This window comes from Sodalis sp. RH21, from assembly GCF_047324175.1.
Taxonomy (GTDB): domain Bacteria; phylum Pseudomonadota; class Gammaproteobacteria; order Enterobacterales; family Enterobacteriaceae; genus Acerihabitans.
This window is the reverse complement of sequence record NZ_CP178732.1, coordinates 1,851,446-1,872,465: the sequence shown is the minus strand read 5'-3', so window position 1 is coordinate 1,872,465 and position 21,020 is coordinate 1,851,446. Positions and strand designations below refer to the sequence as shown.

Sequence of the window (21,020 nt, the reverse complement as noted above, 5' to 3'; positions counted from 1 at the left end):
CCTTAATGAAGTCCAAAAACATTGAGCATGGTGGAAAGTTTCAGGCCGGTTTCCTGCCACTCATTTTCCGGTGACGAGGCGGGCACGATCCCTGCGCCGGCAAATAGCCGCATGTGATTATCCGTGATTGACGCGCAACGAATCGTCACCACCCATTCGCCGTTGCCTTCGGCGTCGGACCAGCCCACGATGCCGCCGAACCATTGGCGATCGAACGGTTCGAGTTGCGCGATCAGCTCATTGGCGGCCTGGGGCGGAAAACCGCTCAGCGCCGGCGTGGGATGCAGAAGGCAGGCCAGCGACAGGGCATTTTCATGGGCGTGCTTAACCGTCCCTTCTATCCGCGTGGCGAGATGCCAGAGCGTAGGCGTGGTAATCAGCTCGGGGGATTCCGGCACGCGCAGGGACATGCTGCGATCGGCCAGCAGGTTTTTCATGGCGCGGGTGACCACGCCGTGTTCATAGCGATCTTTATCCGAATTCATCAGGTTATCGCCGGCCTGCCGGTCGCGCGCGCCGTCCGTTTCCCGGCGCGCGGAGCCCGCCAGCGGGCAAGAGATGAAATCGCCGCCCTGTTTGCGCATCAATAACTCCGGGCTGGCCCCCATCAGTACGCCGCCCTGCGGCAGCGGCAAATGGAAGTTGTAGCTGTTGGGATTCTGCGCCACGATACGCCGCATCATCGCGGCGGTATCCACCGGCTGCTCGGCAACGATATCCAGCAGCCGCGACAGCACCACTTTATCCAGTTCGCCGCGTTGCGTTGCGGCCACCGCCTGCGCCACCATGTTGGTAAAAACCGCATGATCGGGCAGGGCGACGCGGCGACTTATCTTGGGCGGCGCCGGGGAATGACGATCCAGGTCCGCCGGCGTCAGATCGGCGCGGTCGAACGACTGGTGAAATTCCGGAATAAACAAAGCCGCGGGCTGGGTGACGTCAAATGGAATGGCGCCGACGATAATGGGATGGGCAATGCCGTGCCGCCGCGCATCGATGAAGTGCTGGCGCAATTGCCGCTGGAAATCGCCGTCCATCCGGTCGGCGTCGGCGACCGGAGCCGTAAGCGCGGCGTAACAGCCTTGCGTTGCGAGGCTGCGCCAGGGGGACGTAAAGACAAAACCGCGGCACAGCGCGGAGAAATCTTGCAAAGAAGCGGTTTTAAACATCAAGGTTTCCACCATTAGGTTACCTTTAAATGATAAGGCGATGAATAATGATTATCATTTGTATTATTGGTCAGTAACCTACGTCTTCTGAGCAAAGGTGTCAATAAAATTACCGCTCAATTGCCTGCCGGGGCTGGCGGTTGGTAGCGGCGCAGGCGCCCCATGGCCAGCCACAGCACGACGCTGAGCAGCGCCGCCGCGAACCCGAACAGGCTGGCGGCATCAACGGGCAGCAGCCACGTTCCCAAGGAGCCGATCAGCGCGGCGCCAAGCGCATCGCCGGTGACGTTCTGCGCCGTCCACAGGCCGTTAATGCGTCCGAGCAAAGCATCCGGCGTTAGCGCCTGAATCATCGCATATTGCAGCAGGCTATTGATGGCGCTGAAATAACCGAAAGTCGCCAGGCAGAGCAGCGCCAGCCAAAACTGCGGCATCAGGCTGAATAGGCCGAGAGCCGCAAAAGCGGCGATGGCGCTGCCCAGCACCCATTGACCGGGATGGGCGACGTGCGCGAGACGCCCGCTGGTGAGCGCGCCGACGGCGGCCCCCAGCGGCACGGCGGCGTACATCAGCCCCAGATGCCCGGCATCGACCTGCCAGTGCGGGGCCAGGGCCGGATAAAGCACGCGTACCGCGCTCGCCAGCATCAGCAGCGCGCCGACCAGCGCCACCATCCCCACCAGCGGGCTGGCGAAGAGAAACCGTATGCCCTCGGCCAGCGCGCGCAGCGGATGTTCGCGCGGCTGCGGCGGCGGGGGCAGTTGCGGCAGTTTGAGCAGCGTCAGGACAGTCAACAACGTGCCGAAAGCCGCCAGGCCGTAGTTCCAGGCGACGCCCCCGCCGGCGATCGCGATGCCGCCCATCACCGGCGACAAAATAGCACCGAAGCGTACCGTCAGCATGGTGATGGCGCCGGCCTGCATAATATTTTCCCGGCCCACCAGCGCAGGCGTGGCGGCCAGCAATGCCGTGACGCCGATGGCGCCAAAAAAGCCATCCCACAGCGCCAGCAGGTAAACGGCAAGCAGAGAAGGGTGCGGCAAGGCCGCATTCACGCATAAGGCGACGAAACCCACCCCGCAGGTGGATCGGGCGAAGAGAATCAGGCTCTTGCGTTCATAGCGGTCCGCCAATACCCCGCCTAACAGCAGGCCGACGAACATGGCGCCGCCGGCCAGGGTGACGGATAACCCCACCAGCAGCGGAGAATGGGTCATGGCCTGGATTTGTACCGGAACGGCCACCGCCAGCATGCCCAGCGCCAGAATGGAGATAAAGCGGGCGACAAAGACGGCCCGGAAAGCCGGATGGGTCGCCAGCAAACCCAAATCGATAAACCAGGAGGGTTTGTTCATTATTTGGCCTTATCGCCTGCATGTTTTTCTAATAATCCGCTCAATAACGGTCCGATCCGCTCAAACATGGCGGGAGAAATAATGTCCACATGGGCGCAATTTATGGGCCACACCTCCAGCTCGCCAATCCAGGGCGCCCAGGCGCGGCGGGCATCCTGCCCCGGCTGCTGCGTCCGTTCGGCCAGGAATAGCGTGGCGCGGCCGTTGAAACGCGCGCTGCGCGCCGTCGCCAGCAGCCGCACCGAATTGGCGTAGTTGGCTTCGATGATGTCGAACATTGCCGTCATCTCCTCGCCCCCCTGCCGGCGCTGGGCGGCAATAAACTGCCGCCGCTCGCGATCGACTTCCGCCAGTACCGCCGGGTCCAGCACATTTTCGCCGCGTTTTTCATCCCAGTTTTGCGTTTCCGGCGGCCAGGTATCCAGCAGGCCGAGGAAGGCGACGCTCTCCCCCGCCGCTTCCAGCCGTGCGGCTATGCCCTGCGCCAGGGTGCCGCCCAGCGAATAGCCGATCAGGTAGTAAGGACCGCTGGGCTGTTCGCGGCGCAGGGTGCTCAGATGGGCCTCGCACACCGCGGCCAGATCCGCGCTGCGGCTTAGCGGGCCGTTAACGTCCGGCGACTGAATGCCCACCAGCGACCAGCGCGGGGCAAGGTAGCGCTGCAACACGCTGAACTGCCAGGCGAAGCCGGATGCGGGATGGAAGCAGAACAGCGTAGGGCCATGGCCGCGGCGCAGCGGCAGTACCGGTTCAAAGCCCGCGCGCCGGTCGCCGGCCGGCGCGCTGCCCAGCAGCGCCGCCAGTTTTTCCACCGTGCCGGCCACCATAATCTGGCCTACCGTAACCGGCTGCTGAAGTTGACGGCGCAGCCGGGCGGCAAGACGCATCGCCAGCAGCGAATGGCCGCCGAGGGCAAAAAAATCATCCTGCGCGCCGATGCCGTCGCGCTCCAACAGGGCGCAGAAGGCCGCCGCCAGCTCGCTTTCCAGTCCCGGCAGCGGCGCGCGGCCCGCCTCGCCGGCATTTATCGGCGGCGGCGGCAGCGCCTTGCGGTCCAGCTTGCCGTTACTGCTCAGCGGCAGGGAGTCGAGCCGGACGATGGCGACGGGCACCATATGCGCGGGAAGGCGCCGGCCAAGGGCTGCGCGCATCGCTTCGCCGTCCAGCGGCCGGCTGGCGACCACATAGCCCACCAACTGGCGCGCATCGCCCTGCTGCCCGGCGCTATTGCCCAGCACCAGCGCGTGGGTGACCGCCTGCTCGACGCCGGGCAACGCGCCGAGGGCGTGATCGATTTCATCAAGCTCAATGCGCTGGCCGCGAATTTTAAGCTGATCGTCGCTGCGGCCCAGATATTCCACCGCGCCGTTGGCCAGCCAGCGGGCCACATCGCCGGTGCGGTACATGCGCGTACCGTCGCCGTAAGGGTCGGCGACAAAACGGCCGGCGGTGAGGCCGGGCCGATCGAGATAGCCGTGGGCCAGCTGAATGCCGGTGAGATAAAGATCGCCCGCGACGCCCGGCGGCACCGGTTGCAGCCGGGCGTCCAGAATGCGCAGGCCGGTATTCCATACCGGGAAGCCAATCGGCACGCTGGCCCCGGCGACGGCCGCCAGCTCGGCGCCGAATGCCGGATACCAGCTTACATCCACCGCGGCTTCGGTCGGTCCATAGAGATTGTGCAACGGTATCCCGGTAAGCTGCTGCCACTTGCGCGCCAGCTCGCCGGGCAGCGCTTCGCCACTACAAAATACGCGGCGCAGGCTGGCGCAGCGCGCTACCGCTTCCTCATCGTCCAGGGAGGCGACAAAGGCCGCCAGCATGGAAGGGACAAAGTGGGTAGTGGTAACCTGATAGCGGTGAAATAACCGCTGCAGCGCATCAGGATCGCGATGCGCTTGCGGCGGCGCCATGACCAGTTGGGCGCCGGCGATCAGCGGCCAGAAGAATTCCCACACCGAGACATCGAAACTGCAGGGCGTTTTTTGCAGCACCACATCATCAGCGCCGAGCGGATAGCGATCCTGCATCCACAGCAGGCGATTGACGATTGCCTCATGACCCACCAGCACCCCTTTCGGTCGTCCGGTGGAACCGGAGGTATAAATGATATAGGCCCCGTCCTGCGGGCGCGCCGACGCCGGCAGCATGGCCGATGGCGCCGGCAAGAGCGTTTCAAACCTATATTGCGCCACCGGGCTTATCGCGGCAAAGCGCGCGGCCAGCCCGCCGGCGGTTATCAGCATCTTCGGCGCGGCGTCGGCCAGCATCAGCTCCAGGCGGTCATCGGGATAACCGGTATCGAGCGGCAAATACGCCGCGCCCACGCTGACAATCGCCTGTAGCGCCAGCGATAAAAACACCGAGCGCGGCAGGGCCACCGCGACGATATCCCCCGGCTGAATATCCTGCATCAGCAGTTGTTGCGCCAACGCCTGCACCTGCTGATGCATGGCATGGTAATTCAGGCGGTGCCGCTGGTCGGCCAGCGCCGGAGCATCGGGCGTGCGCCCGGCCTGCTGCGCCAGCAGGCCGCCGAGGGTGTGCGCCGGGATCGGCACTTGGGTCCGGTTGATGGCGCCGAGCAACCGGCGATCGGCCGGCGTCAACAAGTCCAGCTGACCGCAAGGACGCTCGGGCCGCGCGGCCAACTGGTCAAGCAGCAGGGCGAAGCGGCCGGCATGCTGCGCCAGGACGGCGGCGTCATAACGTTCGGCATTGGCCAGCAGTTCCAGCGTCAACTCGCCCTGTTCGCCGATATAGATGGCGATCTCCAGATCGCGCACCGGACCGGAGGCCAATTGGTGGGTCACCCCCGCGACGCCATTAAAGTCGAGCTCGTAGTCGAACATTTTCAAATTGATTACCGGGCCATAAAGCGGATCGGCATCGCCGAAGCGTCCCAGATCGCGCTGCACCTGCTCGGCGTCATAGCGCTGGTGGCGGCGCATCTGTTTCACTTCCCCGGCCAGCCGGGCGGCTAGCGCGCCCAGCGGTTCGGCCGGGTCGTAGCGGACCGCCATCGGCAATACGTTGATCACCGGGCCGGTGGCGCACAGCGCCGCAGAACCGATGCGGCGCATAAAAATAAAGCCCGCGGCGAAATCATTCTGCCCGCTCAGGCGCGCCAGCCAGAGGGCTACCAGCGCAAAGGCGGTATCGGCCGCGCTCAGTTGCCGCCCCCGGTGATAATCGGCCAGCGTCCGAAAGGCGCCGCTTTCCAGCGCCAGGCCATGGCGCAGCAGGTTGATACTGGCGCTTTGCCCGGCCAGGGGCTGGGGGGACAAAGAGGCGGGCGGCGGCAATTGCGCTCCTTTTTCGCGCCAGAACCGGGCATCGCGCTGATAAGATGGCGACCGGCGATAATCCCGGTACTCCGCCACCACGTCGCTAAAGGGAGTAAAGGGAGTGGGTTCGGGTATTTGGTCCCGCGCCCAGGCGCTGTAGAGATTGGCGATACGCCGCGTCAGGGCGGTAAAACTGAAACCATCCACCACCAGATGGTGGTAGCGCTGATACCAGTACCAATGGTCGTCGCCCAGGCGCATCAGGATATGGTGGTAAAGCGGCGCCCCGCTCAATACCCGCAAATCGCCCGCCATATCTTCGCGCATCAGCGCGCGGGCGGCGCGGTCGGGATCGGCTTGTTGCCGCAGATCGACAGTCTCTGGCGCGCTAAAGCGCCGCGCCGCCGGCCACTGCGCCGGCTCGCCATCCTGCTCGCCAAACGCCATATTCAGCGTATCCGCCTCCCGCATACCGGCAATGACGGCTTTGGCCAGCAGCGCGCCGTCGAGGGGACCGCGCAGCTCGATAAAGTGCGCCACCGCGTAGGCGTTGGGGTGTGATGAAAGCTGTTCGGCGACCCAGATACCGGGCTGTGCGGCCACCAGCGGCAGGGGCCGATCGTCCCGGCTGTGTTGGTTCATAATCGATTCAGACATGGTTATTTTTCGCGTCGTTGGGCGTCAGGGGGCGGATATCGCACCAGTTCTCTTCCAGCCAGGCGAGGCAAACCGGCTGCGGCTGCGGACCGAATACCGGCCGCCAGCCCGCGGGGACCTCGTTGAACGTCGGCCATAAGCTGTACTGCCGCCGGCGGTTAACCAATACAAGACAATCCTGTTGCGGATCGTCAAAGGGATTGAGCTGTTCCATACGTGTCTCCTGCCGCACCGGTCTCCTGCCGCGCAAGATGCCCTACACGCGCTCGCCGGCGAGATAAATGATGATTTCATGAATGCTGCACGAATACTATTGAGAATTATTTTCATTTGCAATAGGCGCTACGGCTCAAGCATCCGTCCCCTCTGCAAGACGCTTGTTTACCTTGGTATTTTCCGGAATCTCCTTGATTATGTAAAGATAATGAGTATAGTTCTCATTTTCTTTTGTATTTAAACGTATTTCCTCTCACCGCCGTATCCAAATGCGGTAGCCAATTTTTCTTCGATATTTATCCTGTGAGCGCGGTAATCACAGGGGGTGGCGCCGGCTACTAATGGCGGCTTTTAATGGTTAAGGAGTTTTCAATGAATAACAAAACATCTGCCCTGGCACTGCTGGTGGCGCTGGCGCTGAGCGGCTGCGCCGCACATCAGTCCGGCACGGCGAAACCGGTTGCGGCGGCCCCGGCCGCGGATGCCTCCCAGACCCCCGCGGCTGCCGTGCAACAGCGTGAATTGGCCGACGGACTGTATGAAATGGCGCTGAGTCCCGCCGCCGGCGCGCTGTATGTCGCCAGCGCACAGTCGTTTACCGTACAAGGCGGGGTGGTCTACAAACTTGACCCGGCCACGCTGAAAACCCTGGGCCAAACCCATACCGACCTGAAAAATTTCGGCGTGGCGATGGACCCGCAAGGCAACACGCTGTTTATTACCAATACCCTTGATGGCGGCGTCAGCGCGCTGGACACCGCCACCGGCAAAATCACCGGCCGTTTAATGTTCGGAGAACGTAACGAAAAGGATTTCCCGACCGGCGCGCGTGAAATTATCTGGCATAACGGCCTGCTCTACGTCGGCGCCGTGGCGGACCCGGGGGTTATCTGGGTGGTGGATGCCAAAACGCTTAAACTGAAAGCGCGCATCCCAAATGCCGGTAAATGGGTGACCGGGCTGCTATATTCCGAGCAGACGCAGCGGATCTACGCCGCCAACGGCAGCGGCGAGATCCTGACGATCAATCCGCGCAACCACCGTATCGAAGCGCGCTGGAAGCCGCTCGGCGGCAAAGAGGCCCTGCTGCTCAATCTGGCGGAAGACCCGAAAACCGGCCGCCTGTTCGTGACCGACAATTCAAAAGCCAAAACCACCCTGGTGTTGGATATTCGCAGCGGCCAGGTGCTCAAGCAGCTTGAGATCGGCGATTCCCTGGCGGTGAAATTCAACCCGGCGCGCAACGAGCTTTACGTCACCCAGCGCGAATCCGGGAAACTCGTGATCCTGGACGCCGGTACGTACGCGGTGAAACGCCAATTAAACCTGACGCCGAATCCGAATAGCCTGCTGCTGTCCGCTGACGGCCAAACGCTGTATGTGACGGTTAAACAGGCATTTAACAAGGATCACACCACCAAAGGGCCGGACAGCATCGTACGCGTGCCTTTGAACCAGTAAACGCCGGCCCGGTTACGGGCCGTTTTTTGCCTTGTATTATCAGGCCGCTATTCCGCCGGGGATACGGCCCTGACGCCGCCGGCGCGAGACCGCGGCCAATAATCATTGCTGATCACATTAATGTTTGATGTATGCATTTATTATGTCCTCTGGCGTAATAGATGAGGACTATCAAACGGATGAAAATTTTACCTATTGCCGCGTTGCTGGGTTTATTGCTGGCCGGTTATGCCCAGGCCGCCGATGAACACTACCTGACCCTCGAACAGACGCCGGATAGTCTGAAGCTGCTGCCGCCCCCGCCGTCTTTCACCAGTATTGATTTCCTGCGCGACAAAGCCCATTACGACGAAGGCATGGCGCTGCGCAATACCGATCGCGGCAAGCAGGCGTATAATGACGGCGATACCTCGAAAGTCAGCCTGGCGCGCAATTTTTCCGAGGCGTTCGGCACCGAGATCTCCGCGGCTAAAACGCCGGAAACCTACCAATTGATGTTTACCATGAAAGAAGACGCGGGGGACTTCGCCACGCGCTCGGCCAAGAAATATTACAATCGCATCCGGCCTTTCGCCTTCTATCATACGTCCACCTGCCGCCCGGAAGATGAAAAAGAGCTCGCCACCAACGGTTCCTATCCTTCGGGGCATACCACTATCGGCTGGGCCGTGGCGCTGGTGCTGGCGGAAGTCAACCCGGCGCGCCAGGACGACATCCTGAAACGGGGCTATGAACTGGGCCAAAGCCGGGTTATCTGCGGTTATCATTGGCAAAGCGACGTGGATGCGGCGCGGGTGGTCGCCAGCGCCGTGGTGGCGACCCTGCATACCAACGACGCCTTTATCCGCCAATTAGCCAAGGCCAAGGCGGAAATCCGCGCATTGAACCCGGCGCAGTAGTTTCTTTTCCGGCTAATCGCCCGGCCATACTTGCCCGGCACCGTTGGTGCTTATTTTTTTCAGGCTGCCGCCCGGGTCGCTTTGATTGGCGACAGGTAACTCCGAGTGGTAATTCATGGGTAAACCCATCCACATGCCTGCTGGACGGGCATGGATGCCAAGGTCGTCTTTAAAACGATGTTGCCGCGGCCCGGAGATGATATTTATCGCGCGCTGCTCCAACTGCTCCAGGCGGTGGTGCAGCGGGCCGCAAATCCCATATACTGCAACCACGGGATAAACATAAGAATAACGTTTACGCAGGCAGGTTTAGGGATGGAAACGGTTGGCTTTCTGGCTCAGCTATCGCACCAGGTTATACTTTCGGCGCCGCTTTTTTTACTCATCGCCACGGGTTTTTGTCTCGGGCGCTTTGCCGGCTGGCCCGAATCGGTCAACGAGGGGCTCAACCGGTTTTGTTTTACCGTTGCCTTGCCCTGCATGCTATTCAAAGTCATGAGTAAATTTTACCAAAGCCCCGCCGTGGACGTGCGGTTGCTGATTGCTTATTTTGGCAGCTGTTTTGCGGTTTACATCGTGGGCAGGATACTGGCAAAACATGTGTTCCGGCTCGATCCGGTTTCAGCGTCCGTGTTTGGGCTGGGCGGAATTTTTTCCAATAACGTCATGCTGGGCATTCCCGTCGCGCTGATATTACTTGGTCAATCGAGTCTGCCCTCGGTAGCCTTGGTGCTGGTATTCAACAGCCTGATCCTTTGGACGCTGGTAACGGTTTCCGTCGAATGGGCGCGGAGCGGGAGTTTCTCATTGCAGGGAATCGTTAAAACGCTGCTCAGCGTCTTGCGTAATCCCTTGATTATCGGCATTTTCAGCGGCTTCGCATGGAGTTTCCTGCTTCACCGATCGCTGCCCCGGGCCATCGATATATCGGTCACGATGCTCGGAGACGTCTCCGCGCCTTTGACGCTGGTGACGCTTGGCATGAGTCTCGCCCGCTACAACATCAGCCAGGGTCTGCGCGAAAGCGCTGCCCTGTGCGTATTAAAGCTGCTGCTGATGCCGGCCATTATCTGGGGCATCGCGTTCCTGCTCCACTTGCCGCTGCAAGAAAGCCAGGTGGTCGTCCTGCTGGGATCGATGGCCGTAGGCGTCAATGTCTACCTGATGGCGCAAAAATTCAAAGTGCTGCAAGGGGTGACGGCGACCAGCATGTTGCTGACAACGCTGCTGTCGACCATCACTACGCCCTTGCTGATGATACTCATGAGCCGTTATTATCCTGTGTGGCAGTAGCCTGGCATCCAGGCCGGCCCGTTTTTTTACATGATTTTATGCAGCAGCGCCCGCGTCCGGTCATGGGTGGGATGCGCAAAGATGGCGGCGGCCGGCCCGCTTTCCACAATACGCCCCTCCTCCATAACGATCAGCGTATCCGCCATTTCGCGCGCGAACGACATCTCATGGGTGACCACCAGCATGGTCATGCCCTCGCCGGCCAATTGCTTCATCACCGCCAGCACTTCGCCCACCAGTTCCGGGTCCAACGCCGAGGTCGGCTCGTCGAACAGCATCACTTCGGGTTGCAGCGCCAGCGCGCGGGCGATGGCGACGCGCTGTTTTTGTCCGCCCGACAGGCTGGCGGGCATCGCTTGCGCCTTGTCGGCCAGACCGACCTTTTGCAGCAGTTTGCGCGCCATCTGTTCGGCATGGGTTTTGGGTTGCCTAAGGATCTTGTGCGGCCCGATGGCAACGTTTTGCAAAATGGTCAGGTGGGGAAACAAATTGAAGGACTGGAAGACCATACCCACATGAACGCGTAAACCGTTCAGCCGCCCTTCTTCCAGCATCGTCCCCTCTTGCAGCAGCCATTCCCCGCAGATGCGAATCGAACCGCCCTGGGCGCGCTCAAGCCCGTTGCAGCAGCGTAAAAAAGTGCTTTTGCCCGACCCGCTGGGACCGATAATCACCACCACCTCGCCGCGGTGAACCTCAATATCGATTCCCTTCAAAATAAGCTGGTCGCCAAATGATTTTTTAAGATTTTTGACCTGGATAATGCCTTGGCTCAATTTACCATCCCCCCGGCCCGCAGCTTGTGTTCAACCTTGCGCAGGGCATACATGGTGCTGCCGGTAAGCACAAGATAAATAAGGGCAATAACGATATAGACCTCCAGGGAGCGATAAGAGACGCTGATGATTTTCTGCCCTTCATGCATCACATCGTGGATGGTCACCAGCGACACCAGCGCGGAATTTTTTGTCAGGGCGATAAATTCATTCGCCAGCGGCGGAATCATCCTCACCAGCGCCTGCGGCAGGATAATCCACCGCATGGCCTGGCCGGAGGACATGCCCATTGAGCGGGCGGCTTCGGTCTGCCCCCGATCGATGGAGATAATGGCGCCGCGCACCAGCTCGGAAACATAGGCCGCCGAATAGCAGCCCATGCCGATCACGCCGCAGACAAAAGCCGGGATGACGATATCGAAATAAGGCAGGCCAAAATACAAAATAAACAGTTGCACCAGCAGCGGCGTACCCCGGATAAACACCACATAGATATTTCCGGCCAGCCACGGCAGACGCCGCTGCGGATTGGACCGCGCCAGGCCAATCAGCGTGCCGAGCAGGCAGCTGACCAGCATCGCGCACAACGTTATCTCAACGGTCACCAGCGCGCCTGCCAGCAAATCCCGCCAGCCCGCCAGCGCGGGCGTGAAATCAAAGGTGACCATATTGCACGATGCTCCTTATTTTCCCGCCTCGCCAAACCATTTTTGCACCAGCGCATCATAGGTACCGTCCGCCCTGATTTCCTGCAAGGCCTTATTCAGCGCCGCGCGAATTTCCGGCTCGCGTTTGCTGACGGCAATCCCATATTCTTCGTGGGTCAGAGGTTCCGGCAACAGAATAGCGGTGCCGCGCGTTTTGGCATAAAGCAGCGCGGCGGGTTTGCCCGTGACCACCGCATCGGCGCGCCCGGTTTCAAGGGAATTGAACATTTCTTCATTCTTTTCCACCTCGACCGGTTTTGCCGTCGGATAAGCAGCGCTCAATACCGAGACGGATTTGGTGCCGACCTGGACCGCGACACGTTTACCCGCCAGGTCCGCCGGGGTTTTTATACTGTCATTGCCCTTTTTCACCATCACCACCAGACCCGCGGAAAAATAGGGATCGGTAAAATCCACCACCTTTTTGCGTTCATCGGTAATGTAAATGGCGGACATGACGATGTCCTGGCGGCCGGCCAGCACCGACGGCACCATGGCCTTGAAATCCATATCGGTATAATTCATCGTACGACCGATTTTTGCCGCCAACGCATTGGCCAGATCGATATCAAAGCCGACGCGCTGGCCATTTTGCATGTATTCCATCGGCGGAAAGGTCGGGTCGATGGCCACGCGAATCGGCTCTGCGGCCAGGCAGGCCCCGGCATAAAAAACGGCCGGCGCGAGTACGGCCAATAAAATGCGTTTGATATTCATGAATTGCCCTCAGGGGTCGGTTAGCGTACGGAATCACAATAACCGGCGCGGATGGCGGCGCCGATAAAATTCAGGATCAGGCGTCCCGCGATGGTGCAGGAAAGCTGGTGAACGTCTTTTGACGGTTGAATTTCAACGAAATCCATACCGATAACCCGGCCTTTTTTTACCAAGCCGTGGATCAATTTCCGCGCCTGGACGAAGGTCACGCCGCCCGGCGCCGGACCGGCCACGGCGGGCATGCAGGTGGGGTCCAGGCCATCGGCGTCGATGGAGAGATAATAGCGGCCGCCGTCGGGGATCTGCGCCAGCACGGCGTCCATCCCGATATCGTGCAATTCATAGGCGGTAAAAATTTTGGCGCCCCAGGCGCGGGCATAATCCGCCTCCTCCTGGCGCGCGCTGCCCGATGCGCGCATGCCAATCTGGATAATATCTTTCACGTAAGGCAATTCGGAGGCGCGGCGCATCGGGCTCGACAGTCCGTCTTTTACGCCGTTAACCTCATCGCGCCAATCCAGATGGGCATCCAGATGAATAATGGTTATCGGCCCCTGCTCGTCAAACGCGCGCAGGATGGGATTGGTAATGCCGTGATCGCCGCCCAGCACGATCGGGATGGCGCCCGCCGCGAGGATCTTGCGGGTGGCCTGTTCCGCACGGACAAAGTGGCCGCGCGGGTCGTTGAGATCGGCTGGAATATCCCCGCAATCGACAAAACGGATATCGTCCCGGCCTTGCAGCAGCGGACCGTCAATATCAAAGTCGTAGCGTTCCGGGCTGCGGATCACCCGATCGGATGCCTGGCGAATAGCGGTCGGCGCCCGGGTTTGGTCGTTATTATAATCCTGCGGCGTATAGGCGGCGCCATACGGCATTCCCAATACCGCGAAATGGGCCTGTAAATTATCCAGGTCGAGCGCCAGATCGGAAAATAGCAATGATTTATGATTGGTCTGCGGGGCAATGGTAAGCGCATCTGACATATATTATTTCCTGCATTGGCAAAAAAGATGTTGCCGCGATTGTATACAGAGAATATCCGGTGGAAAATAGACATTATTTGCAATCATAGTATCGGAAATGACAACCATGAAAAATCGGATGCTAAATGAGCGGGATCTGAGAGCATTACGAATATTCTGTGTGGTTGCCATGTCAGGTGGTTTTTCCGCTGCGGAAAGTAAGCTTAATATGACCAAAGCCACCATCAGCCGCCAAATCAAATCGGTGGAAGAAAGCCTGGGCGCGCAATTATGCACCCGCGGGCCGCGGGGGTTTGAACTTACCGCCGCCGGGAAAGCGGCATTAATTTATGCCCAGGAAGCGCTGAACGCCCTTGACCGGATTTTTCCCGCCATTGATGCCAGCCGGGGAATTATTTCCGGCCCCTTATCCATAGGTTTTACTGATAATATAATTGGCAACACCGCCACCGCTATACATATAGCCCTTAAAGAATTAAATCGCCTGGCGCCGCTGGTGAATTTGTCTTTGCACACGTTAAATGCGCAACAACTTATTCAGGCATTAATCGATCGCAAGCTGGATATTGCCGTAAAAGGGATAATGGAGCATCAAAAGGTCATATCTTTACGTTATATTGAACTCTATAGCGAAACCCATCGCGTGTACGCCGTCAACCGGCGGCAAAACGGCGAAAACCGGCCGGTGGTATTTCGCCAGCAGCAGGCGTTCGTGGCGGAAAGCATCTCGGTGCTGGGCTATGCCCAGGGCCCCGAAGCGACCGGCATCGAGGCGGTCGCCATGCTGATCGCCACCGGGCAATATATCGGCATTTTGCCGGAGCATTACGCCGCGCTGTTGCGCCCGGTACTGCCCCTGGAAGAAATCCCGGGCACGCCTTCCTGGGAGATGAAGCATTATGCCGTGACCCATGCCGCCTACCCGCTTTCCCGCGCGGCCGAAACCATGGTGGAACTGCTGGTGTCGGCGCATCGGACATGATGAACCGCGATCGCTTCTTGCAATCGAGGATTAATTGATCAACGGTGATATACCCGGCACTATAGCCGGGAAAATAATCGTTCCCCCCATGATGAATAGCGAATATCTGACGCTGCTTTTTCCATTTATTGGGTTGCGCGCTCACGCTATTGAATCAACACATCAAACATAGCGATCGCGCTGGTTAAAGTTTCAACCAGTACATCAAAATGACGCGACTCCACATGATCGAAGGCGATGACCAGAACGTGGTCCGCGTGTGACCGGCCAAGCCAATTACAGACTTCTTGCGAGGTGCCGGTCTGCATCGAGATACCGGAATGATCATTGCTGGATATCATAACCTTAAAACTCCACCATCGCCGGTCGCCCGGTTCATCCCGAACCGGTTTTACTTGGCTTTATCACGCCGCGCCGCAATTTATTCGGGTTCCTTACCGCGATGAAAATGCTGCCGACAATCAGCGCGGCGCCCAGCATTTTACCCTGGTCCAGTTTTTCACCCAGGATCGTCGCCCCCATTAACAGCGCCAGCGCCGGGCTGAGCAGCGACCAGGGCAGGATCTGGTTAGCCGGGTATTTTTTCAATAGCCCGTACCAGAGCGAATAGGACAGCAGCGACGACCCCAGCGCGCTGTAAATTATCCCCAGCCAGCCGCGCCAGCCCGCCGACAGCAGTAATGTCAATTGATGATGCTCGGCGAGAAAGGAGCTCAGCGAAACCAGGGGAATGGCGAGCAGCGACAGCCAGCCGGTCATCGCCAGCGGCGGGATCGGCGGCGACCGCTTAATCACAATGTTGGTAACGGCCCATCCGCCGGCGCTGATCAGCAGCAGCGCCGGGCCATGCCATGAATTCAGCGCGGGGCTGCCGGACAGCACCACCACCCCCGCCACGGCGCCGCTGACACCGATGATTTGCCGCAGCGAAAACTTTTCCTTAAGCCATACCGCCGCCAGCACCATCGCCATCGGCGTTCCCATTTGTACCAGGACGGCCGCGCTGCCGGCATCGGTATGGCGCATTCCGAACAGCAGCAGGCCAAAGTGCACGAAACCAAAGGTAAATGCCAACAAACACAGCAGCGGGACCTGTTGCCGTTGTATCGGATTAAACGGCACCAGTACCGCCGCCACGATGATAAAGCGAACCAGCAACATCAGCAGCGGCGGCAGTTCCATCAGCCCGAATTTCATGGCGATCACGTTGAACGCCCAGCCCGAGACCACCACCAGCAGAATCAGCACATCCCGGAACAGCAGTTTTTTCAACGTTTGACCATAACCGGCGTGCGCCGGTGGTAGTCGCTTTCCCGCTGGAAACGGGCGGCGATGCCCATCAGTCGCTGTTCGCCGCCATCCGGGCCAATCAGCTGCATGCCGATGGGCAAGCCGGCGCGGTCAAAACCCGCGGGCAGGCTCAGGGCGGGCAGCGCGGCCAGGCTGGCAAGCGCGTTGAAACGCATATTGCCGGTGAGCACGCTCTCCTCCTCATCGCCGATGCGTACCTGCGTCTGGCCTTTCAACGGCGCGGTAAACGGCAGCGTGGGCACCAGTATCACGTCCACGTGGTTGAATTTTTCCAACAGTTGCTGCCGTAATGCGGTGCGATAGCGCTGCGCCTGCAAATACTCCACCGCGCTGATGCCCAGGCCGGCCTGCAACAGCAGGCGGACATCTTCGCCGTATTCACCGGCCCGGTCCGCCAGCCACGGGGCATGCAGCGCGGCCGGTTCGGCCATATTGATTAAGACCAGGGCATTGACCGCCTGCTCCAGTCCGCTGAAAGCCAGGGTTTCGCAGCGCCCCCCGGCGGCGCGGAACCAGTCCGTCAAATCATGATAGGCGCGCGCCACGTCCGGCTGCACGTTCTCGCTGTACTCCCCCAGCAGGCCGATGCGCAGGCCGTGCAGATCGGGTAAGGCGGCGGGTACGGTATCGCCGGTTAGCGCACTGAACATCAGCGCGCAGTCTTCGGCATAGCCGGCCAGCGGCCCGACGGTGTCGAGACTGGCCGCCAGCGGGAAAATGCCGTCGGTGGCGATCCGTCCCACGCCCGGACGCAATCCGGTTACGCCATTCATGGCGGCGGGCAGCCGGATGGACCCGCCGGTATCGGTGCCCAGCGTGCCCAGCGCGCTGCGCACCGCCGCCGCCACGCCCGAACCGCCGCTTGAGCCGGCCGGTATGCGGTTGCTATCCCAGGCGTTGCCGCTGGGGCCGTAATGGGGATTATCCGTCGTGCCGCCCCAGGCGAATTCATGCATATTGGTGCTGCCGATGATAATCGCGCCGGCCCGCTTTAGCCGCTGCACGACCCCGGCGTCGCGCTGCGCCAGCGATCCGGCCAGTATCCGGCTGCCGGCGTGCATCTCCTGCCCCGCCAGGGCGATATTGGCTTTAATGGCGATCGGCATCCCCTGGAGGGGGCCGAGATCGTAGCCCTGCTCCAGCAAAGTCTGGCTGGCCTGCGCCACTTTGCGCGCCCGATCGCGATAAAGCGCGTTAAACGCATTCAGATCGCGGGTGGCGGCTTCGCGCGCCAGACAAGCCTCCAGCAGCTCCGGGAAGCTGAACCGCCGGGCGCGCACCCGGCGTCCGGCTTCGCCCATGGAAAACTGTAACAGCTCGTCCATCAGTCCTCCTCCGCGGCCATCGCCGCCGGCGGATGCAGCGGCGAGACCCAGGCGGTGGCCGGCAACAGGGCCGGCGGGAAATGGCGCGCGCCGTAGGCGGCCACCCCGGCGGCCCGCTGCGCGCAGTCGCCAAGCAATGGGAGTAATAGCGCGGCATCCGCCGGGGTATAAAGGTTGATCAGCGCCAAGCGTGCGGCGATTTCATCATTCATGGCCAAGCTCCTACTGTTTACCCATCGCGTCTACCGCCTGTTTGGCTTTGCCGGCCAGTTCGGTATTCACATTACTTTCGTAGGAGGTGGCGGCCGAGGGATAAGCCTTGATGTTTTTGGCATACAGGGCAATGTTCATATTGTTATCCCAGGCTTTTTGCGATACCAGCACGTTCTCCGGATAGCCTTTGGCGTCGATTTCGCGCAGCACCGCGGCGCGCACCAGCTCCTTGGGCACATTGGGGAAGTATTTGGCGGCAATCTCCACCGCCCGGTCGGTGTTGCTGTAAATAAAGCGCGACGCCATTTCAAAAGCGGTCACCACGCCCTGCGCCGGCGCGGGGTTCTTGTCGATGTAGTCCTGGGTAGTGGTCAGGCTGGAGAACGCAAAGGGAAACCAGTCCTGGTTGGCGGAAAATGAATACACCACGTGCAGGCCGTTCTGTTTTTCCGCCATCGAGGTTTGCGGCTCCACCGCCAGCGCGTAGTCGGCGCGATCGGCCACCACCGCCGGGATTTCATTGCCTATCGCCACATGCACCAGCTTCACATTGCTCAATTTTTGCTGTTTGATCAGATAGCTCATAAACGCCCAGGTGGTATCGGGCTGCGGACTGGTTACCACCCGCTTATTGGACAAAAAGCCCAGGTTATTTTGCAGCGGCGTGGCGTCCTTGCCGAAGATAAACACCGTCGGCGCGTTTTGCACGCCGGCCACCACGACCCCGCCGCCGCCATTTTCATGGGATTTCGGCACAAATACCGGGTCCTGGATGGAAAAATCCGCCGAACCGCCGATCACCGCCGCCCAGGACTGGGAACCGCCTCCGCCGGTGCTGATCTTGACCTCGAGGCCCTGCTGTTTAAAAAAGCCCTGCTCCTGCGCGACATACAGCGGCAGGTAGAGCAATGATTGAAAAGCCTGGTTGATGCGCACCGGCGTTTGCGCCGCCGACGCCGGACCCCATACCGCGCCGCACAGTAACGCCGCCAGGGTAAAACTACGTATACGCTTGCTTATATTCATTTTTCAGGCCCTTTCCCATGAGAGAATCATACGTTCGAGTAAAGCGACTAACCCGTTGAAAATCAGCATCATAATCATCACCAGCACAATACCCGCCAGGACGATATTCATACCGAAATTGGAACTGCCCAGCAGGATCATATGGCCGACGCCGGCGTCGGAGGAGATGTATTCCCCGACGATGGCGCCCACCAGGGCGAAACCGACGTTCAGGCGCAGGCCGGACACCACCCACAGCATGGCGGACGGCACCACCAGCTTGACGAAAATCACCGTGCGCGAGGCATCGAAGGATCGCAGCAGGTTTATCAGGTCGGGGTCGGTGCGCAGCGCGCCCTTATAAGAGGTGGTCAGCGAAACCACGACGCAGGAAAAGGCGACGATAACCACTTTGGACAGCATTTCCGTGCCAAACCAGATAATGGTGATCGGCGCGATGGCCAGTACCGGTATGGCGCCGATGGCGGCGATAAACGGCGCGGCCAGATCCGAAATAAATTTGGAGTACCACAGCAGCAATCCCAGGATCGACCCGCCGACCGCGCCGACCGCAAAACCTATCAGCGTCTCGTAGGTGGTGATTCGAATGTCGGCCAGCAGTTCGCCGGACTGGAAGCGCTGTACCAGCACCTCCCACACCATGCTGGGACTGGCGAACAGGAACTTGCTGATGCCGCCGTTGCGTACGCCGATTTCCCAGCCGGCCAGCAGGCCGGCCACTATCAGGATCTGCAACAGCAGCAAGGTATAGCGCCTGACGGCCGGGGTACGGAAAAAGGACTCCAGCCGTTCGCTCTTGCGGGAGGTGTTCACCCGGGTAGGTTGCGGAATACTGCTCATGATTGCGCCTCGCAAAAAACATTCATATATTGACCGGGGCGGCGCCGATACTGCGCCAAATCATTTCGTAATACTCATTGAAGCGCGGCGAAAGCCGGCGCTCGGGAATGATCATGCTGTCGGTTTCCAAATCCACTCTTATCTCGTGTACGATTTCGCCCGGCCTGGCTTTCATGACGTAGACCCGATCCGAGAGCGTGACCGCCTCCTCGATATCGTGGGTGATAAATATCACTGTCTTTTTCTGCTGTTTAACCACCGTCAGCAGTTCCGACTCCAGCGAGACTTTCAGCGGATAATCCAGCGCTTTATACGCTTCATCCATCAAGATGATTTCGGGCTCGGTAACCATGGTGCGCATTAACGCCACCCGTTGTTTCATGCCGCCGGACAGTTGGGCGGGATATTTATCCTCGTATCCTTCCATGTGGTAGGTGCGCAACAAGTCGGCGGCGCGTTCCCGGGCGATTTTTTTATTAATCCCCCGCACCTCCAGGCCCAGGATGATGTTCTCCAGCACGGTCCGCCAGGGGAACAGCAGGTCCTTTTGCAGGACATAGCCCAGATCCGGCGAGGGACTGCCGGTGGTCTCGCGGTTTTTGATAATGATGTGGCCGTCGTCGGGCGCCAGCAGGCCGGTGATAATATTAAACAGCGTGGATTTACCGCAGCCGCTGGGGCCGACAAAGGAGATAAACTCATTTTCATCGGCGTGGAAATCCAGGGCATTGAGCACCGCCACCGGCCCCGCGGCCGAGACATAGCTTTTCGAGATATTGACTGCTTCCAGGGTGTGCGGCATGACGTTATTCCCCAACCTGTCGGGTATGGTAATGGCGGACGGTCAACTGCGGGTCGGACGCCTGCACCGGCACATAATCCTTGAGGAAAAAATACCCCATATACCCTACGCTGCGCGCGCGGACGATCTCCTGCCTGATGTCGACGCTCGCCAGCGCGATGCCCGCGGCATTGCCGGTATCGGCAATAATGTTGCCGCGCGGATCGATGATCCGGCTGTGGCCGTGATACAGCAGGTTGCCATGGGGACCGTGCAGATTGGATTCCACCATCCAGCATTGATTTTCCATCGCGCGCACCCGGCCGAACAGGGTATAGCTGTCGACCATGGAATCCTGCTCCGGGTCCCGGTCATCGCCCGCCAGCCCCCAGGCGGTGGGCATGATCATGATATCCGCCCCCTTGAGCGCCAGTTCGCGGGTGCTTTCAGGAAACACCTTGTCATAGCAAATCAGCATGCCGATGCGCCCGAGCGCCGTATCGAATACCGGAAAACCTTCGCCGGGATAATAAACATGCTTCTCGTCCCCCGGCTGGTGCACTTTGCGATAACGGCCCACCTCCCCGTCCGGTCCCAGCAGCACCACGGTGTTGAACAATATTTCCGGATAACGGGGATGACGCTCGGTCATGCCCACCACCGCATAGACCTGGTGCCGTATCACCGCTTCGCGGATCTGGCCGATGCCCTGCCCGCTTTCGATTACTTCGGCGCTGGCGAATTGCCAGGCCACGTTATCGAAATCCAGGCTCAGGGTATCGGTCAGGTAGCCTTGCAAAATCTGCTCGGGAAACACCACCAGCCTGGCGCCGGCATCGACGGCCTGCGCCAGCAGCGCGAGGATATTGCCGACATTGCGCGGCTTGTCATAAAACGCCTGCATGGACACGGTGGCGATAATGGTTTCGCTCACGTCTTTCTCCCGTAGCTTAATGGATCAACCGCCGCCGGTTTTCCCGGACCTGCAGGTTGCGCTGGTTTTCACATCATGCCGCCTA

At 60.0% G+C, this 21,020-nt stretch carries 21 protein-coding genes; 4 read left to right on the top strand and 17 right to left on the bottom strand.

All coding sequences use genetic code 11. The annotated features are described in order from the left end of the window. Nucleotides 1–2: 2 nt before the first annotated feature. The 4 genes from ACL2XP_RS08565 to ACL2XP_RS08550 all read right to left on the bottom strand — a co-directional run bounded on the left by ACL2XP_RS08565 (nucleotide 3) and on the right by ACL2XP_RS08550 (nucleotide 6,682). Nucleotides 3–1,169: an isochorismate synthase gene (locus ACL2XP_RS08565; RefSeq protein ID WP_413738297.1), complete on the bottom strand. Its 1,167-nt coding sequence runs from the start codon at nucleotides 1,167–1,169 to the stop codon at nucleotides 3–5. A 116-nt stretch (nucleotides 1,170–1,285) separates the two neighbouring features. Further along, nucleotides 1,286–2,524, bottom strand: coding sequence for an enterobactin transporter EntS (gene entS, locus ACL2XP_RS08560; protein ID WP_413738295.1), 1,239 nt, complete (start codon nucleotides 2,522–2,524; stop codon nucleotides 1,286–1,288). Continuing rightward, nucleotides 2,524–6,468, bottom strand: coding sequence for an enterobactin synthase subunit F (locus ACL2XP_RS08555; RefSeq protein WP_413738293.1), 3,945 nt, complete (start codon nucleotides 6,466–6,468; stop codon nucleotides 2,524–2,526). Before ACL2XP_RS08555 ends, entS begins: the two co-directional genes overlap by 1 nt. Beyond that, on the bottom strand, nucleotides 6,461–6,682 hold the full coding sequence (locus ACL2XP_RS08550; RefSeq protein ID WP_413738291.1) for an MbtH family protein: 222 nt from the start codon (nucleotides 6,680–6,682) through the stop codon (nucleotides 6,461–6,463). The genes ACL2XP_RS08555 and ACL2XP_RS08550 overlap by 8 nt, the downstream gene beginning before the upstream one ends. 374 nt (nucleotides 6,683–7,056) lie before the next feature. On the opposite strand from ACL2XP_RS08550, the gene ACL2XP_RS08545 reads away from it, so the two are divergent. Continuing rightward, a complete protein-coding gene (locus tag ACL2XP_RS08545; RefSeq protein WP_413738289.1) occupies nucleotides 7,057–8,145 on the top strand; it encodes a hypothetical protein in 1,089 nt (362 codons plus the stop codon). 179 nt (nucleotides 8,146–8,324) lie between these two features. Further along, entirely contained in the window at nucleotides 8,325–9,044 is a 720-nt protein-coding gene (locus ACL2XP_RS08540) for an acid phosphatase (RefSeq protein WP_413738287.1), read from the top strand. Nucleotides 9,045–9,056: 12 nt separating this feature from the next. Here the strand turns inward: ACL2XP_RS08540 and ACL2XP_RS08535 are convergent, their stop codons facing one another. After that, nucleotides 9,057–9,317: a hypothetical protein gene (locus tag ACL2XP_RS08535; protein ID WP_413738285.1), complete on the bottom strand. Its 261-nt coding sequence runs from the start codon at nucleotides 9,315–9,317 to the stop codon at nucleotides 9,057–9,059. 42 nt (nucleotides 9,318–9,359) lie between these two features. Here ACL2XP_RS08535 and ACL2XP_RS08530 point away from each other — a divergent pair, with 42 nt between their 5' ends. Then, nucleotides 9,360–10,337: an AEC family transporter gene (locus ACL2XP_RS08530; protein ID WP_413738283.1), complete on the top strand. Its 978-nt coding sequence runs from the start codon at nucleotides 9,360–9,362 to the stop codon at nucleotides 10,335–10,337. Nucleotides 10,338–10,363: 26 nt separating this feature from the next. Here ACL2XP_RS08530 and ACL2XP_RS08525 read toward each other — a convergent pair whose 3' ends face one another. The 4 genes from ACL2XP_RS08525 to ACL2XP_RS08510 are packed head-to-tail and all read right to left on the bottom strand — an operon-like array spanning nucleotide 10,364 to nucleotide 13,523. Next, nucleotides 10,364–11,113 carry an amino acid ABC transporter ATP-binding protein gene (locus tag ACL2XP_RS08525; protein ID WP_413738282.1) on the bottom strand — a complete coding sequence of 250 codons (750 nt, stop codon included), beginning with the start codon at nucleotides 11,111–11,113 and terminating at the stop codon, nucleotides 10,364–10,366. Further along, nucleotides 11,110–11,781, bottom strand: a complete 672-nt coding sequence (locus ACL2XP_RS08520; protein ID WP_413738281.1) for an amino acid ABC transporter permease — start codon at nucleotides 11,779–11,781, stop codon at nucleotides 11,110–11,112. Before ACL2XP_RS08520 ends, ACL2XP_RS08525 begins: the two co-directional genes overlap by 4 nt. 15 nt (nucleotides 11,782–11,796) lie before the next feature. Then, nucleotides 11,797–12,537, bottom strand: a complete 741-nt coding sequence (locus ACL2XP_RS08515) for a transporter substrate-binding domain-containing protein (RefSeq protein WP_413738279.1) — start codon at nucleotides 12,535–12,537, stop codon at nucleotides 11,797–11,799. A gap of 20 nt (nucleotides 12,538–12,557) precedes the next feature. Beyond that, nucleotides 12,558–13,523, bottom strand: a complete 966-nt coding sequence (locus ACL2XP_RS08510; protein ID WP_413738278.1) for an agmatinase — start codon at nucleotides 13,521–13,523, stop codon at nucleotides 12,558–12,560. Nucleotides 13,524–13,620: 97 nt separating this feature from the next. Between ACL2XP_RS08510 and ACL2XP_RS08505 the strand changes: the two genes are divergently transcribed. Next, complete coding sequence (locus ACL2XP_RS08505) at nucleotides 13,621–14,505, top strand: LysR family transcriptional regulator (protein ID WP_413738277.1); 885 nt, start codon at nucleotides 13,621–13,623, stop codon at nucleotides 14,503–14,505. A gap of 146 nt (nucleotides 14,506–14,651) precedes the next feature. Here the strand turns inward: ACL2XP_RS08505 and ACL2XP_RS08500 are convergent, their stop codons facing one another. Genes ACL2XP_RS08500 through ACL2XP_RS08465 form a run of 8 tightly spaced genes read right to left on the bottom strand, consistent with a single transcriptional unit; the run spans nucleotide 14,652 to nucleotide 20,935 of the window. Continuing rightward, a complete protein-coding gene (locus ACL2XP_RS08500; RefSeq protein WP_413738276.1) occupies nucleotides 14,652–14,846 on the bottom strand; it encodes a hypothetical protein in 195 nt (64 codons plus the stop codon). A gap of 34 nt (nucleotides 14,847–14,880) precedes the next feature. Continuing rightward, nucleotides 14,881–15,768 carry a DMT family transporter gene (locus tag ACL2XP_RS08495; protein ID WP_413739116.1) on the bottom strand — a complete coding sequence of 296 codons (888 nt, stop codon included), beginning with the start codon at nucleotides 15,766–15,768 and terminating at the stop codon, nucleotides 14,881–14,883. Nucleotides 15,769–15,773: 5 nt separating this feature from the next. After that, nucleotides 15,774–17,141, bottom strand: a complete 1,368-nt coding sequence (locus tag ACL2XP_RS08490; protein ID WP_413738275.1) for an amidase — start codon at nucleotides 17,139–17,141, stop codon at nucleotides 15,774–15,776. Further along, nucleotides 17,141–17,353, bottom strand: a complete 213-nt coding sequence (locus ACL2XP_RS08485) for a hypothetical protein (protein WP_413738274.1) — start codon at nucleotides 17,351–17,353, stop codon at nucleotides 17,141–17,143. The genes ACL2XP_RS08490 and ACL2XP_RS08485 overlap by 1 nt, the downstream gene beginning before the upstream one ends. A 10-nt stretch (nucleotides 17,354–17,363) precedes the next feature. Beyond that, nucleotides 17,364–18,380 (bottom strand): ABC transporter substrate-binding protein, encoded by a 1,017-nt coding sequence (locus tag ACL2XP_RS08480; protein WP_413738273.1) that lies wholly within the window; start codon nucleotides 18,378–18,380, stop codon nucleotides 17,364–17,366. Nucleotides 18,381–18,383: 3 nt separating this feature from the next. After that, on the bottom strand, nucleotides 18,384–19,220 hold the full coding sequence (locus ACL2XP_RS08475; protein ID WP_413738272.1) for an ABC transporter permease: 837 nt from the start codon (nucleotides 19,218–19,220) through the stop codon (nucleotides 18,384–18,386). A gap of 22 nt (nucleotides 19,221–19,242) precedes the next feature. Further along, on the bottom strand, nucleotides 19,243–20,022 hold the full coding sequence (locus ACL2XP_RS08470; RefSeq protein ID WP_410014587.1) for an ABC transporter ATP-binding protein: 780 nt from the start codon (nucleotides 20,020–20,022) through the stop codon (nucleotides 19,243–19,245). 4 nt (nucleotides 20,023–20,026) lie between these two features. Then, nucleotides 20,027–20,935, bottom strand: a complete 909-nt coding sequence (locus tag ACL2XP_RS08465; protein ID WP_413738271.1) for a carbon-nitrogen hydrolase family protein — start codon at nucleotides 20,933–20,935, stop codon at nucleotides 20,027–20,029. Nucleotides 20,936–21,020 lie beyond the last annotated feature (85 nt).